The sequence below is a fragment of the Lysinibacillus sp. NPDC093216 genome, from assembly GCF_050280325.1.
Classification (GTDB): Bacteria; Bacillota; Bacilli; order Bacillales_A; family Planococcaceae; genus Lysinibacillus.
The window spans coordinates 313,086-327,342 of the sequence record NZ_JBNNVB010000001.1 but is presented as its reverse complement, the minus strand read 5'-3'; the positions used below and the strand labels follow the sequence as shown (position 1 = coordinate 327,342).

Sequence of the window (14,257 nt, the reverse complement as noted above, 5' to 3'; positions counted from 1 at the left end):
CATGTTTTATCACCTAACTTTTAATTTTTATCGACATCCTCCTTCAGAAGAACAAAAAGGATTCACACACAAAACTGTGAGTGAATCCTTTTACTTTATTATGTTGCCCAGTCTCGACTCCAATCAATTCATTAGTAAGTGTCTTTTAGCATTTCACTCTTTAATTTATAGTGATAGTATGCAAAATGTTTGCGTAGCAGATGTACAATAACATTCTCTATTCTGTTTGATTATGGTAAGTGGCCATAGCGTTCATTCTTAATTGCATAAATTAAAAGTACTGCGCTATCATTGATTGGAATGGAAGGCTACTTGACTCCCGTGGGAAAGCGAGACAGGTGAGACCCTGCACGGAGCGAGTGTTTTCCGTGCGGCAGCAACGTAAGCGGCTCAACGGCGAGTAGCCTGGAATGGAAATCACCCTCATTTAAAGCGCCACGACATTTCTTGACCATTTTGTTTGTCAACAACATAAAAGGATGCTAGAAGAATTTCTGGCATCCTTTTTCGTTACTTAAAAACGAATCGGTGGTGTTTGATAATCTTTAGGAAGACTTTGCTCTTTTATTCCTTGTTCTATACTTAAATTGTATACCTCTGCAGCATGAATATCTACAGCAAGCATAGCATCATCCATAGCGGCTACACGACTGATTAAAGGTAAAGGTATATCTTTTTTATGCATGCCTAAATAGCCTTGTCCCTTCTTGCTCATACCAAGTAAACGTATACTAGATGGAGCGTCAAAGCTTTGCAATTGTTCCTTTGTAAACCCAGTATAAATGTGTGTGAGCATACGTTGAAGACGCGTCCAAGTATAGCGTTTTGATTTAATTTTCTCCATAAAACTACTGAATGAATGACTTGTTTTCGCTGCTTTAATTAGAGCATTCTCAATGCCTTCTGTTACTTCAGCGTAGCGCGTAAGTTCATGAGGTGTGTGCCGAATAAGCGTAAACTGTAACAATGGCCAAAAAGTTTCCCAACTTGCAAATTCCCCATATTTTTCGTGCCAATCAGCTAAATAATCAAACGATGCTTTAGGGAGAAAATCTTCCACACTTTGTAGGGTGCTAGTTGTTGCTAGAGCCTTGCGAATTCCTGTGGCACTAGCAATAGATGCACCTTCTTGTAAAGCGTCATGGTAACCTGCAACGATGCGTGGGATTGTTAAAGGCTTAATGTTACTACTTAGCACTTTGGCAGCCTCAATATAATGAAAACCAAGTATATTGTTTGGCTGTCCCAAATCAATGTATGTTGCAGGGAATTTTTGAGAAAGCTGTTCATAGGCGTAATGTAGACTTTTAGGATAGCTTGCACCCGTTTTAAGGCTTTCTTTAATAAGAGTGTTATATTCAGTGCGATGATTATTAATGAGCTGAAACGTATTCATAAAGGGTTGAATGGAACCATCTTCGCTTCCAAAGGCAAAAGAATCGCAACCAATTGCTGATAATAAGGAAATTGCACCTTTTGCGAAATCGGTTGCAGGTGCGGTACTATAAACGTAGGGTAGCTCGATGACTATATCAACGCCACCTGTTAGAGCCATTTTTGTACGTGTCCATTTATCGACCATGGCTGGTTCACCACGCTGCAAAAAATCCCCGCTCATGATGGCGATGACAATATCCGCTTGTGCTACTTTTTTTGCCTGTTCCAAATGATAGGCATGTCCGTTGTGAAAAGGATTGTATTCAACAACTATTCCGACTGCTTGCAAATTTAAGCCCCCTTTTTCATTTGCTTCTCGTTCTTATAAATTTGGAGCCTTTTGCTTATTATAGAACGATTTGGAGCAAATTCACTTAGTATAATATATAATTATAGGTGGGTTTTATTGTGGTGACAAGAAATTATCTTGACATCTATTTTTGCACATTATATAATCAACATTGTTGTCTCGAGGTGATTAAACGAATGAAATGGTCAATTCATCAATTATCTAAATACCGCCAAAACGGGATGCCAATCGATGCCTATGTCCAGTTGGACGAGGTGATGGAGCGAAACCAGGATATTCGAGCAATTTCGCCCGTTCATGTAAAAGGGCTATGTACTTTCGGTGCATCGCAAATGACATGTCAGCTAACTGTGACAGCGACGTTAACACTACCATGTGCACGCACATGGGAAGATGTTGAGTTTCCTATCGAAGTTGAGACAGTTGAAATTTTCAGCTGGATTGACGAGGATAAACGAGGGGAAGATGACGGAGAAATTCACTATATTGATGGTGAAGTAATCGACATGAAGCCGGTTATCGAGGAGTTAGTGCTTCTTGAAATACCTTTGCAAGTGTTCAAGGAGAATACCGAAGGACAAGTGCAAGGTGGTAAAAACTGGTCTTACGCAACAGATGAAGACGTTGAACTACACAAAAAAGCTGACACACAAAAAGTGGATCCAAGACTTGCTAATTTAGCTAAGTATTTTGATCAAACAGACGAATAGACGATCTGTAAGGAGGTGCCATCAATGGCTGTACCATTTAGAAGAACTTCTAAAACTGCAAAAAGAAAGCGTCGTACGCATTTCAAACTATCTGTACCTGGTATGGTAGCTTGCCCAAACTGTGGGGAAGCAAAATTATCACACCGTGTTTGCAAAGCTTGCGGACAATACAAAGGTAAAGAAGTAGTAAGCAAATAATACAGTGTTTGCTCACTTAAAAGGCTAGTAGAGAGACCATGGCTCTTTACTAGCCTTTTTGTTAGTTTGAAGAGACGGAATTTTCCGGCAATAACGAAAAGATATATAGTACTATAATAATTGTATGATACAATTTATCCATCGGGACAAAGGGGGAAATAGTGTGGCTTACATAATTGATAACAAAGAAGGTATTATGACGTTTACGATTAATCGAGAAGAAAAACGGAATGCGGTTAATGATGAGGTTATGGATGGGCTCCAAGAAGTCATTACATATATTCGTAATCATGATGATGTTCGTTTCTTGGTCGTGACGGGCGCGGGGGATAAATCATTTTGCTCAGGAGGCGATTTATCTGAGTTTCATTCGCTTGAAACAGAGGATGAAGCGTTCGGGATGTTAGGTAAGATGGGTAAAATATTATATGACCTTGCAACATTGCCTGTACCTACGATTGCGTTAATTAACGGAACAGCGGTTGGTGGAGGTTGTGAAATTGCAACAGCTTGCGATTTTCGTCTAGTGGCAAGTCATGCGAAGTGCGGTTTTATACAGGGGACATTAGCAATTACAAGCGGTTGGGGTGGCGGTACATACTTATTCGAACGAGGATTACGCCATGATCGTGCGATGAAGATGCTAGTCGATGCGAAGCCTTATCCGGCGGAATTACTATATGAGATTGGTTGGGCAATGCGCGTTTTTGAAGGTTCAAAAGAAGCGGCATTGAACGATTTTATCGAACATATGCGTAAAATTCATCCTTCTGTTCATAAGGCTTATAAAGAAATTGAGCTTCGTAAGTGGCGTGAACGTAATATGTATGAACGTGTTATGGAGGAAGTTCGAACATGTGCGAAATTGTGGGAAAGTGAAGCTCACCACGAGGCAGTTGCTAATTTCCTAACAAAGAAAAACAATAAATAATGTATAACGGCAGTGATTATAAGAAAACATAATCACTGTCTTTTTTAATTCGATGATTCTATTTTGCTCGCTCACGCATATAGTAGTAAAAAATGCGAGGGTGATAGATTATGGAATTGAAAAAAAGAAAAGATCAATGGACAAAGGAAGACGATGAAAGATTAGCAGAAATTGTGTTGCATAATGTGCAAAATGGCAAAACACAGCTAGAAGCTTTTGAATTGGCTGCTGCTGAACTAGGTCGTACAAAACAAGCTTGTGGTTTCCGTTGGAATAAAACATTACGTAGTCAATATAGTCAGTCACTACTAGCTGTCCGAAATCAGCCACAACAATCGATGCGAAGCCATTTGAAGTTGGCATTAACAAGTTTTGATGAATTAACAGAAGCCTATCAAAGTCTCGAAGTAAGGCACCGCGAATTACAAAATGAGCACGATAAACTAGTGAAATGGTTGCAGCAAGGGTATTCTTTAATGAAAGATTAAAATAAGGAATCTGACGAAAGTTAAAAGTGCTGTAGAGTAAGGTACTTAGAAAAAATGTAAACTTGAATGAAAACATAATGCTGCGCTGAGTGTTTCAAAAAATATTTATCCCTCATTAACGGTCCGTAAAATTCCAATAGGTGAAGGCTGATAATTAATGAGAAAAAACCACTGATTAAAGTTTCGCTTATTATATTATCGTAAACACTTAGTCAATCCTGTATAATAAAAGAAGCTGCATAGGAGGTGCCTTAGAGATCATTCTAAGGCACCTCCTTCTGTAGAAAGGGACGAAAAGGATCATTTAACTTCTTTCAGCGAATGTCTAATGTAACGTAAGTGAAACGGCAGTTACGGATGTCTTTTGTAGCGACAGGTACAGGTGTCCAAACATCTGCTGGAATAGAGGAACTCAGTCCGAACGTCACGTCCTGTGGCAATTTATCTGTACGAAAGCAAAGAGACAGCAACAAGTGTTTTCTGTGCGAAAGCGAAGCAACAGCAACAGGTGTTTTTTGTGCGAAAGCAAAGCGACAGCAACAAGTGATTTTGTGCGAAAGCGAAGAGTCAGCAACAAATGTTTTCTGTACGAAAGCGAAGCGACCACCAATCAATTATGCCGAGGCATAATTGATTGGTGGTCGGTAGCGGCTAAGATGTAATTGCGGTAGAACTGTTTAGGAGGGCGTTCTCTTATGTTAGATTGTCCATTGTATATATGGGAGGTGTGATGGATTGTGGATGTAGCGATTATTGGTGCAGGTGCTGTAGGTTTGTTAACGGCAAGTTTTTTAGCTGAGTCTGGTATGTCTGTAACGTTGGTTGCAAGAAGGCTGGAGCAGGTAGATGAACTTAATGCGAGGTATTTCACACGAGAGAATGTTGATGGAACGAAAACTGTGCAAAAAGTTGCTTCAACTACGAAATTAATGGAGTTACCACAGCAAGATTTAATTGTAATCGCTGTTAAGTATGGTCAATTACAAGAGCTATACGGACAATTATCTGCGTTACCAAGTACAGTTTCGTTGTTGTTTATGCAAAATGGTTTAGCGCATTTTGATGAAGCACTGCGTTTGCCACAAAAAAATATTGCCTTTTGTTCTGTGTCATTTGGTGCTCAAATGATAGATCAGGTAACCGTGCAACATAGGGGTGTAGGTCCTTGTAAAATTGCGATAGAGCGAGGGGGCAGTGATGCCTTTAACGATTTGTTACAAATTGAAAATTCCTTGTATCCAGTTGAATTGGTTGCTAATGCTGAACAAATGTTGTTTGAGAAAGCTGTATTCAACTGCTTGATTAATCCTTTAACGGCCATATTGCAAGTGAGGAACGGAGAATTAGTAACGAATAAGCGAGCATTTTTATTAATGCAAACTATCTATCAAGAATTAACAGATGCTTTTGAAGGCATAGAACAAGCTATACCTTTTTTCAAGGTGATAGAGTTATGTGAAAAAACAGCAAGTAATACATCATCTATGCTAGCGGATCGGATACATGGGAGAAAAAGTGAAATTGACACGATTGTAGGAGTGATATTAGAAAAAGCTCTAGCAAAAGGTCATGATTTGCCTACTTTACGCACTTTATACCACCAAGTACTTGCGATAGAGGAGAGCGGTGAAAGACGTTGAAAGATTTTTTACATATAATAATAAGTATCATTATTTTTTGTCCAATACTCCTTTTTGTGATCGTCTATTTAATTAGTCGAAAGGTTAAAATTCGAGGTACTCATGCTTTTGGAGTGGCATCTGACGTGACAACGGTCTGTTTGTTTTTTTCAGTACCACTAGCAATTGGTGTGCTGTGGCATGTCAATGTTAGTGCGCTATTAATAACGTTGGCGATAATGATGGCAATGATTTTTACATATATTGATTGGCGAACGAAAAAGGAAATTGAAGTGAAATCGCTACTTAGGAAAATTTGGCGCTTTCAATTTTTATTGTTAAGTACGGCGTATATTGTTATTTGTATAGTAGGTGTTATTCAATCTGTTATAGAATATTTACAGGCGGTCTAAGCATTTTCTTTTCATGTTGAAGCCATAAGCGTTAAAATAATAGCATTAAAGATTGTTTTATATTAATAACTCTATATGTGCAAAAAATTAAATAAAATTCCAATGTACGACAACGTTTGAGTATCTGGCAAAAATCGTATACTGTTTTTCTAAATATTTGTTGGGAATTGTCGGTTTGATAAACGTTCTAATTGCTTAGTAGTATAAAAAGGGATTTATTTTATTTCAAGTTTGCTTATGAAGAGTAAGAAGATGATTTAGTGAGTAGAGGAGTTTGTGTTAAATGAAACTGGAGTCAATCCAAGTACCCATAAAAAATCGTTTGCTAGCAGATTATTGGTCGTCGAATACTGCCATCCATGAGTTTTTTGAATACGCATATAACGATAAATCTTTTGAAAAACGAGCGCAATATTTAGATCAGCATGCATATGATCAAAAAGAATTAACAGCCATCATACGTCAATTTATGGAGCCGCTCGGTTTATCAAAGAAAGCGAATGAACATTTGCAGCAACTAGAGCAAGGGGCTGTTGCAGTTGTCGGTGGGCAACAAGCGGGTATCTTAACAGGTCCTCTTTTCTCAGTGCATAAGGCGATTTCGGTCATTGCATTAGCAAAAGAGCAAAGTGTAAAACTTCAACGACCGGTTGTTCCTGTTTTTTGGATAGCTGGTGAAGATCATGATTTAGAGGAAATTAACCATACGTATACAGTACGTGGTGAAGATATTAAAAAACGTGTTTACGGTGAACGTTCAAGACGTAAAACGATGGCTTCTCAAACAAGTATAAACAAAGAATCAATGACACAATTAATTAATACGATTGCGAAGGATATGGGCGAAACAGAATTCACTGAAATGCTTGTGAAACAATTAGTGGATACTCTTAATGAGTGTGAAACATTTACGGACTTCTTTGCGCAACTTATGAATCAATTGTTTAAAGATGAAGGTTTATTGATGGTTGATGCAGCAGACTTTAAATTCCGCCAATATGAGCGTGATAATTTTACCCGTATCATTCATAAAAATGAAGAAATTGCTAGAGTGGTGACAGAAAAAGAAGAGGAGCTTGAACGTGCAGGCTATGGCACTCCTATTTTGGCATCAAATGAAGCGGCCAATTTATTCTATGTAGAAGATGGGGAGCGTCATCTTTTAGAAAGAAAAAATCAGCAATTTGTAAATCTAGCTGCAAATATCAAGCTATCACGTGAGGAAGTTTTAGAAATTGCTGAAAAACATCCTGAGCAGTTAAGTAATAACGTTGTGACGCGTCCGCTAATGCAGGAAATGACATTGCCTGTGCTTGCGTTTGTTGGTGGACCAGGGGAGCTTGCATACTGGGCGACATTGAAAGATGCGTTTGCGGTATTAGGTTTACAAATGCCGATTTTTGCTCCGCGTCTTCATATCACGATTGTCACACGTCACGTAGAACAACTTTTGCGTGAATATCGTTTAAATGTTGCCGATGTTTGGGATGGAAAAGCGGTACAGCTTAAAGAACAGTTTATTGCTGAAATACAGGATACTGAAGCGAAGCATCAAATTCAGGTGATGCAACAAGATCTTTTAGAAAAGTATGAGGCTCTTCAACTTTATTTAGAAGAACAACAACTATTACTAGATAAAATTCTTGTGAAAAATAAAGAGAATCATCTAAAGCAATTTGAGTATTTACAGCAAAAGGTTGAACAAACTGTTCTAAACAAGCATGAAACGACAATTCGAAAATTTATGACGCTACAAAATGAGTTGTATCCAAATGAAGGATTCCAGGAAAGAACTTATAATCCTTATCAATATTTTAATGAGTTTGGACCTATGCTAATTACTGAAATGCTGAAACAAAATTATAGCATTGGCAATCACCATTATTTAATTTATTTATAATTCCAATGTTTGTAACTTTATACCTAATTAACAATTTAATACAATGTTAATTTGATGAACAATGACGACATAAATAGTAAATGGAGAGCTATCCTACTAAGGGTAGCTCTTTTTTTGTGTCATTTATCATGGGTTCAATAATTTGTTAAAGGTCTATTCACGTATTAAGTGTTAAAATGTCAAGTTTTTTTTAAAAAAAGTGGTGGAAAGTGGGGGGATGTGGTACATTATTTAATAAAGTGGGGTGAATAGCATGTTCATGGGAGAATATCAACACTCTGTTGATGCGAAAGGACGACTAATCGTGCCCGCAAAATTTCGTGACGCCTTAGGTGAAACGTTTGTTGTAACACGCGGACTTGATAATTGTTTATTTGGCTATCCTATGGATGAATGGCGAAAACTCGAAGAAAAATTAAAGGGCTTACCGATGACCAAAAAGGATACACGTGCATTTGCAAGGTTTTTCTTTTCTGGGGCAACGGAAGTAGAGATAGACAAGCAGGGGCGCATTAACATTCCTTCAACTCTTATGCAGCATGCACATCTTGTAAAAGAATGTATCGTGTTAGGAGTTTCGAATCGAATTGAAATATGGGCGAAAGATGCTTGGGAAGCTTACTTTAGTGAGTCGGAACAATCCTTTAATGAAATTGCAGAAAATATGATTGGCTTTGATTTCTAAATTTTTTTTAGTTAAGGCCAGAAGGGAGCGAGTGGTATGTTCGATCATACAACCGTGTTATTAAAAGAAACTGTTGATGGGTTGAACATCGATCCTGATGGTGTATATGTGGACTGTACGTTAGGTGGAGCAGGACACAGTGAATATTTAGTACAACAATTATCTGAAAAAGGGCGTCTAATTTGCTTCGATCAAGATATGACAGCTATTAACAATGCAAAAATTCGATTGGCGCCATATATTGAGCGTGTGACATTTGTTCATTCGAATTTCCGCTATTTAAAAGAAGAGCTATTAGCGCTTGGTATTGAGCAAGTTGATGGTGTTTTATATGATTTAGGCGTATCTTCACCTCAGCTTGATACACCAGAACGTGGCTTTAGTTATCACCATGATGCGCCTCTAGATATGCGCATGGACCAAACGGCACCACTTACAGCATTTCATGTTGTGAATGAATGGGCATATGAAGATTTAGTACGTATATTTTTCCGTTATGGAGAAGAGAAATTTTCCAAGCAAGTTGCTCGTAAAATCGAAGAAGCACGTAAGGTGGCACCGATTGAAACAACCGGCCAACTTGTAGAACTTATTAAAGAGGGTATTCCAGCAGCGGCTCGCCGTAAAGGTGGACATCCAGCGAAGCGCATATTCCAAGCAATACGAATTGCTGTTAACGATGAGCTAGGCGCGGCAGAGGATTCATTAGTCGATGCGATTGATATGATAAACGTAGGTGGACGCATTAGTGTCATTACGTTCCATTCATTGGAGGACCGCCTATGCAAGACTATTTTTAAGGAAGCGTCATCATTACCGGAATTACCACCGAATTTACCAGTGATTCCAGATGACATGAAGCCAACTTTAAAGCTTATCACGAGAAAGCCGACTCTTCCTTCTGATGAAGAATTGGCAGTAAACAATCGTGCTCGTTCAGCTAAGCTTAGAGTGGTGGAGAAAATTAACGACAAAGGGCGTGAGTAAATGGCAGCAGTTCGTGTAAGGCAGCACCAGCAACAACAAGTGCAACAACCGATAACACCCCCTAGTCCACAACCCACTATCATACGTCGCAAAAAAACGAACCAGAAGTTTGAAAAAACAATGCTAATTTTTTTAGTTAGCATTGTTGCTGTATTATCGGTACTAGTTTTGAACAAGCAAGCAGCAATTCAAACGACAAGCATGGACATTCAAAAAATCGAAACTGAAGCAGGAGAGATTGCAAAAAAGAATGTTGACTTGACAGTTCGTGTGAGTGAACTTTCTACATACGACAACATATGGAAAAAAGCTAAAGAACTCGGTTTAACTCAAAATGAGAAAAATGTAAAGGTAGTGCCGGGAGAATGAAAAAAAAGAGATTTCGATTCCAATGGGGAGCCTTTCTATTATTAATTTTTTATGGAGGGCTCTTTTTTCTATTATTCTCAAGAATGTTTATGTTACAGGCGACAGGTGAAGTGGAAGGACAAGAGCTTGCGGCAAGAGCAGCAGCGAAATATAGCAAAGAAAGTGCAATATCAGCAAGCCGTGGGAAAATTTACGATACAAATGGACAAGTTATCGCGGAGGATACACTTAGTTATCGACTAATCGCAGTCGTCAATAAACAAGCCACGACGGATGCAAAAAACCCTCGACATGTAGTAGATGCTGAAAAAACTGCGAAAATATTACATGAATATATTCCTTCTATGGATGAAGAAAAAATCTATAAGCAGCTTACTAGGTTGAAAAGTGATGGTACAAAGCCTTATCAAGTTGAATTTGGTAGTGCGGGTCGTGGAATAAGCCATGAGATTATGAGTAAAATCAAAGCGGAGAAATTACCGGGGATTTTATTTGTAAACGATTTAAAACGTTATTATCCAAATGGTATATTCGCCTCGCACTTAATTGGTTTTGCACTAAAAGAGGAAAATGAGGATGGTACGTTCACGACAAAAGGGAAAATGGGTCTTGAGCTTACTTATAACAAAGAACTAACCGGAAAAGACGGTAAGGTTGAATATGAGACAGATGCTTTCAGTTATTTATTGCCGAATAGTGAAAAAATGGTGACACCTGCGAAAAATGGTGATGACATTTATTTAACACTAGATAAAACTATTCAAAGCTTTTTAGAGGAAGCGATGACAGCGGTTGAAAAGGAATATAACCCTGAAGCGATGACAGCTATTGTGGCAGATCCGAAAACTGGTAAAATCCTTGGGATGTCACAGCGACCTACGTTTAACCCTGATACACGTGAAGGCGACAACATGAAATGGTTGAACGAGGCTATTGAAGAGACTATAGAACCAGGCTCGACGATGAAAACGTTCACGCTCGCCTCGGCTATTGATACAGGGGCGTGGCAACCAAATGCAAAATATATGTCAGGTCAATACAGAGTCCTTGATCGTGTAATTAAAGATTACAATAAAGTTGGTTGGGGTAAGATTACTTATTTACAAGGCTTCCAACGTTCATCTAATACTTCGATGGCATATTTATTAAAGCTTATTGGTGAAGATGTATTTTTTGATTATTTAGATCGATTTGGATTTGGTAAAAAAACAGGTATTGATTTACCGAATGAAGCATCAGGAAAGCTTTTATCGAAATATCCAATAGAACGAGTGACAACAGCGTTCGGTCAAGGTTCTACGGTAACGCCGATTCAGTTAATTCAAGCATTGACAGCGATTGCGAATGAAGGGAAAATGATGCAACCCTATGTCATAGATCGTATCGTTGATCCTTCGACGGGAAAAACGATTAAAAAGCATGAGCCGATTGAAAAGGGACAACCAGTTTCAGCCGACACGGCGAAGCAAGTAAAAGAAATTCTTGCATCTACGTTAACAGCTGAGTTAGGAACGGCGACGGACTTTGCCCTTGATGAATATGAAGTTGCAGGGAAAACAGGTACTGCTCAAATTCCACTTGGAAATGGTGATTATTTTGCAAATGAGTATCTTTATTCATTCCTAGGAATGGCTCCTGTAGATAATCCGCAGCTCATCATGTATGTCTCAGTAAAAAGACCAAAGACAAAAACCGGCGCTGTACCAGTTTCAAAAGTATTTAAACCAGTTATGTTAAATAGTTTAAAGTATTTAAATGTGAATACCGAAGATGTAAAGCATGTTGACAATACAGCAATACAAGATTATACAGGTCAAAGTGCTGAGGCTATACAAGTAGAGCTTGCGAACGATGGTCTACAGCCAGTTATTGTTGGTAGTGGCGGTAAAATTATTGATCAATATCCAAAAGGTCCTCAAAAACTTGTAAAAGGTAATTTTGTATTTTTAAAGACTGAGGGTGATATAACGTTGCCAGACTTCACCAATTGGTCGTTACGTAATGTACTTGCTTTTAAGACAATGGCAAATTTAGAAATTGAAGTTGTTGGAGAGGGCTTTGTAGCTAGTCAAAGCGTCTCGGCAGGTACGGTAATTTCAGATAGTTCACCGATTGTCGTGAAGCTGAAAACGCCAGCTGAAAGCTTTAAGCAAGATGTAGAGACCCCATCTGAGGGTGAAACAACTGAATAAACCCTGAATAGAAGCCCACTTTATTTCATACGTTGTAAAAAACAAGGTGTGATGTCGAATGAAGTGGATTTCTATCCATTCTAAAAAGCGATTGCGTATTTTATATGTATTGTTTATGTTTGTAGCTGTTGCGGTTGTTATTAGGCTTGTCTTCTTACAAGTATTAGATCAAAAAGATCTGACAAAGAAAGCCGAAGAGAATTGGGACCGAGAAATTCCTTTCGCCAATGAGCGAGGGCATATTACTGACCGTAAGGGGAAAAATATTGTCACAAATAAGCTTGCGCCAACTTTATATTTCATGCCTTCGCAAAGTAAGGATATTGAAGGAGCGGCAGCGAAAATTGCACAAGTTTTGGGAGTAGATGAACAAAAGCTGTTAAAAAAAATGAAGGAAAAAGAATACTTAGTAAAGCTGGCACCTGAAGGAAAAAACATTCCCTATGAAAAAGCAGTAGAGTTACAAGGTATGCAGATTGAGGGATTATATAGTGGTGTCGATTATTCAAGGGATTATCCATACGGTACCCTACTATCTCGTTTTTTAGGCTTCACAGGTTATGATGCCCAAGGTTTAGCAGGAATTGAATATGAATACGATAAGTTGTTACAGGCTAATTCTTCTGCAATACGGATCTTTACAGATGCGAAAGGAAATAATTTACCGAACGTAAAGAGCGCCTGGAAGGCTGGTGAAGATGGTGCAACGATCGAGCTAACGGTAGACGTAGATGTACAACAGGTAGTCGAGCGTGAGCTGTCACAGGCAATGGAGCGTTATGATGCTGACCAAGCAATGGCGATTGCCATGAATCCAAACACTGGCGAGATTTTAGCGTTATCCTCATATCCAACTTTCAATCCGGCAGCATATCAAACGGTAGAGCCTGCTATCTACAATCGGAATTTACCAGTTTGGATGACATATGAGCCAGGGTCGACGTTCAAAATTATAACTCTTAGTGCTGCTTTAGAAGAAAATGTAGTGGATTTAGAGAAGGATACTTTTTATGATCCAGGCTATTCAATGGTTGCAGGAGCAAGATTGCGCTGTTGGAAGCGTGAAGGTCATGGTTCTGAAACCTTCCTTGAAGTTGTAGAAAATTCTTGTAACCCTGGTTTTATTGAATTAGGTCAGCGAATAGGTAATGAAAAACTACTACAATATGTTAAAGATTTTGGTTTTGGCCAAAAAACAGGTTCTAACATCGCTGGCGAATCTTCAGGGATTCTATTCTCCAAGGATTCTTTTGGACCAGTTGAGCAGGCCACAACTTCATTTGGCCAAGGTGTTGCCGTTACACCAATTCAGCAAGTGCAAGCAGTAGCCGCAGCAGTAAATGGGGGCAAGCTTTATACGCCATATGTTGTGAAGAAAATTATTAATCCTAATACTGGAGAAATTATAAAAGAGACTAAACCGGAAGCTAAAAAACAGGTTATTCGTGAGGAGACGTCTGCAAAGGTACGAGGCGCATTAGAATCTGTTGTTGCAAAGGGCTCAGGACGTCAAGCTTACCGAGATGGATTACGAATTGGTGGCAAAACAGGTACAGCACAAAAGGTAGAGAATGGTCGTTATAAAGACGGTGAATATATTGTATCGTTTATTGGCTTCGCACCTGCGGATAATCCGCAAATTGTCGTTTATGTAGCAGTAGATAACCCGAAAAAGGGAACACAGTTTGGTGGTGTGATAGCAGCGCCAATCGTTGGTCAAATTATTGAAGACGTTGCACCTTTTGTTGGCATTGAAAAATCGAAGGAACAGCTTGAAAAGGATTATCGTTGGGGTGACCCAATCACTGTGAAGGTACCAAGTTTTATTGGTCAAACGAAGGACGATATTGCCAAGCAACAATATCCATTCCGTATTGAATGGCATGGAGAAGGAACTAAAATTGGCAATCAACTGCCTGAAGTGGATAGTGTTATTAACCAAGATGGCACCATTCACCTTTATTTAGAGAACTAATATAACTTTACCTTTAAAAAATGGGAAAGAACCACTATTATAA

The 14,257-nt window shown here is 38.8% G+C and carries 14 protein-coding genes; 13 read left to right on the top strand and 1 reads right to left on the bottom strand.

Features of this window, described 5'->3' with window-relative positions:
- Positions 1 to 514 precede the first annotated feature (514 nt).
- Positions 515 to 1,726: a nucleotidyltransferase gene (locus tag ACQKOG_RS01625; RefSeq protein ID WP_370075333.1), complete on the bottom strand. Its 1,212-nt coding sequence runs from the start codon at positions 1,724 to 1,726 to the stop codon at positions 515 to 517.
- A gap of 197 nt (positions 1,727 to 1,923) precedes the next feature.
- Here ACQKOG_RS01625 and ACQKOG_RS01620 point away from each other — a divergent pair, with 197 nt between their 5' ends.
- From ACQKOG_RS01620 to ACQKOG_RS01560, 13 genes are all read left to right on the top strand, one after another.
- Positions 1,924 to 2,457 carry a YceD family protein gene (locus ACQKOG_RS01620; protein ID WP_370075332.1) on the top strand — a complete coding sequence of 178 codons (534 nt, stop codon included), beginning with the start codon at positions 1,924 to 1,926 and terminating at the stop codon, positions 2,455 to 2,457.
- 24 nt (positions 2,458 to 2,481) lie between these two features.
- A complete protein-coding gene (rpmF, locus tag ACQKOG_RS01615; RefSeq protein ID WP_010858320.1) occupies positions 2,482 to 2,655 on the top strand; it encodes a 50S ribosomal protein L32 in 174 nt (57 codons plus the stop codon).
- A gap of 163 nt (positions 2,656 to 2,818) precedes the next feature.
- Entirely contained in the window at positions 2,819 to 3,586 is a 768-nt protein-coding gene (locus ACQKOG_RS01610; protein WP_402868243.1) for an enoyl-CoA hydratase/isomerase family protein, read from the top strand.
- 110 nt (positions 3,587 to 3,696) lie between these two features.
- Positions 3,697 to 4,074, top strand: a complete 378-nt coding sequence (locus tag ACQKOG_RS01605) for a transcriptional regulator (protein ID WP_132357574.1) — start codon at positions 3,697 to 3,699, stop codon at positions 4,072 to 4,074.
- Between the two features lie 357 nt (positions 4,075 to 4,431).
- Entirely contained in the window at positions 4,432 to 4,704 is a 273-nt protein-coding gene (locus ACQKOG_RS01600) for a hypothetical protein (protein ID WP_427444611.1), read from the top strand.
- Between the two features lie 107 nt (positions 4,705 to 4,811).
- Positions 4,812 to 5,714: a ketopantoate reductase family protein gene (locus tag ACQKOG_RS01595; RefSeq protein ID WP_427444608.1), complete on the top strand. Its 903-nt coding sequence runs from the start codon at positions 4,812 to 4,814 to the stop codon at positions 5,712 to 5,714.
- Complete coding sequence (locus ACQKOG_RS01590) at positions 5,711 to 6,106, top strand: DUF3397 domain-containing protein (RefSeq protein WP_402868239.1); 396 nt, start codon at positions 5,711 to 5,713, stop codon at positions 6,104 to 6,106. The genes ACQKOG_RS01595 and ACQKOG_RS01590 overlap by 4 nt, the downstream gene beginning before the upstream one ends.
- A 283-nt stretch (positions 6,107 to 6,389) precedes the next feature.
- Positions 6,390 to 8,006, top strand: a complete 1,617-nt coding sequence (gene bshC, locus ACQKOG_RS01585) for a bacillithiol biosynthesis cysteine-adding enzyme BshC (protein ID WP_427444605.1) — start codon at positions 6,390 to 6,392, stop codon at positions 8,004 to 8,006.
- A 253-nt stretch (positions 8,007 to 8,259) separates the two neighbouring features.
- Positions 8,260 to 8,691, top strand: a complete 432-nt coding sequence (gene mraZ / locus ACQKOG_RS01580; RefSeq protein WP_402868235.1) for a division/cell wall cluster transcriptional repressor MraZ — start codon at positions 8,260 to 8,262, stop codon at positions 8,689 to 8,691.
- Positions 8,692 to 8,727: 36 nt separating this feature from the next.
- Entirely contained in the window at positions 8,728 to 9,678 is a 951-nt protein-coding gene (rsmH, locus tag ACQKOG_RS01575; protein WP_402868233.1) for a 16S rRNA (cytosine(1402)-N(4))-methyltransferase RsmH, read from the top strand.
- A complete protein-coding gene (gene ftsL2, locus ACQKOG_RS01570; RefSeq protein ID WP_370075325.1) occupies positions 9,679 to 10,047 on the top strand; it encodes a cell division protein FtsL in 369 nt (122 codons plus the stop codon).
- A complete protein-coding gene (locus ACQKOG_RS01565; protein ID WP_427444600.1) occupies positions 10,044 to 12,239 on the top strand; it encodes a penicillin-binding protein in 2,196 nt (731 codons plus the stop codon). Before ftsL2 ends, ACQKOG_RS01565 begins: the two co-directional genes overlap by 4 nt.
- A gap of 58 nt (positions 12,240 to 12,297) precedes the next feature.
- Positions 12,298 to 14,214, top strand: coding sequence for a stage V sporulation protein D (locus ACQKOG_RS01560; protein WP_370075323.1), 1,917 nt, complete (start codon positions 12,298 to 12,300; stop codon positions 14,212 to 14,214).
- Positions 14,215 to 14,257 lie beyond the last annotated feature (43 nt).

What these genes read in the sequence shown, in the direction of transcription:
- ACQKOG_RS01620 (WP_370075332.1), top strand. Translation starts at nt 1,924, where the DNA reads ATGAAATGGTCAATTCATCAATTATCTAAATACCGCCAAAACGGGATG.
- rpmF (WP_010858320.1), top strand. Translation starts at nt 2,482, where the DNA reads ATGGCTGTACCATTTAGAAGAACTTCTAAAACTGCAAAAAGAAAGCGT.
- ACQKOG_RS01605 (WP_132357574.1), top strand. Translation starts at nt 3,697, where the DNA reads ATGGAATTGAAAAAAAGAAAAGATCAATGGACAAAGGAAGACGATGAA.
- ACQKOG_RS01600 (WP_427444611.1), top strand. Translation starts at nt 4,432, where the DNA reads ATGTCTTTTGTAGCGACAGGTACAGGTGTCCAAACATCTGCTGGAATA.
- bshC (WP_427444605.1), top strand. Translation starts at nt 6,390, where the DNA reads ATGAAACTGGAGTCAATCCAAGTACCCATAAAAAATCGTTTGCTAGCA.
- mraZ (WP_402868235.1), top strand. Translation starts at nt 8,260, where the DNA reads ATGTTCATGGGAGAATATCAACACTCTGTTGATGCGAAAGGACGACTA.
- rsmH (WP_402868233.1), top strand. Translation starts at nt 8,728, where the DNA reads ATGTTCGATCATACAACCGTGTTATTAAAAGAAACTGTTGATGGGTTG.
- ftsL2 (WP_370075325.1), top strand. Translation starts at nt 9,679, where the DNA reads ATGGCAGCAGTTCGTGTAAGGCAGCACCAGCAACAACAAGTGCAACAA.
- ACQKOG_RS01565 (WP_427444600.1), top strand. Translation starts at nt 10,044, where the DNA reads ATGAAAAAAAAGAGATTTCGATTCCAATGGGGAGCCTTTCTATTATTA.
- ACQKOG_RS01560 (WP_370075323.1), top strand. Translation starts at nt 12,298, where the DNA reads ATGAAGTGGATTTCTATCCATTCTAAAAAGCGATTGCGTATTTTATAT.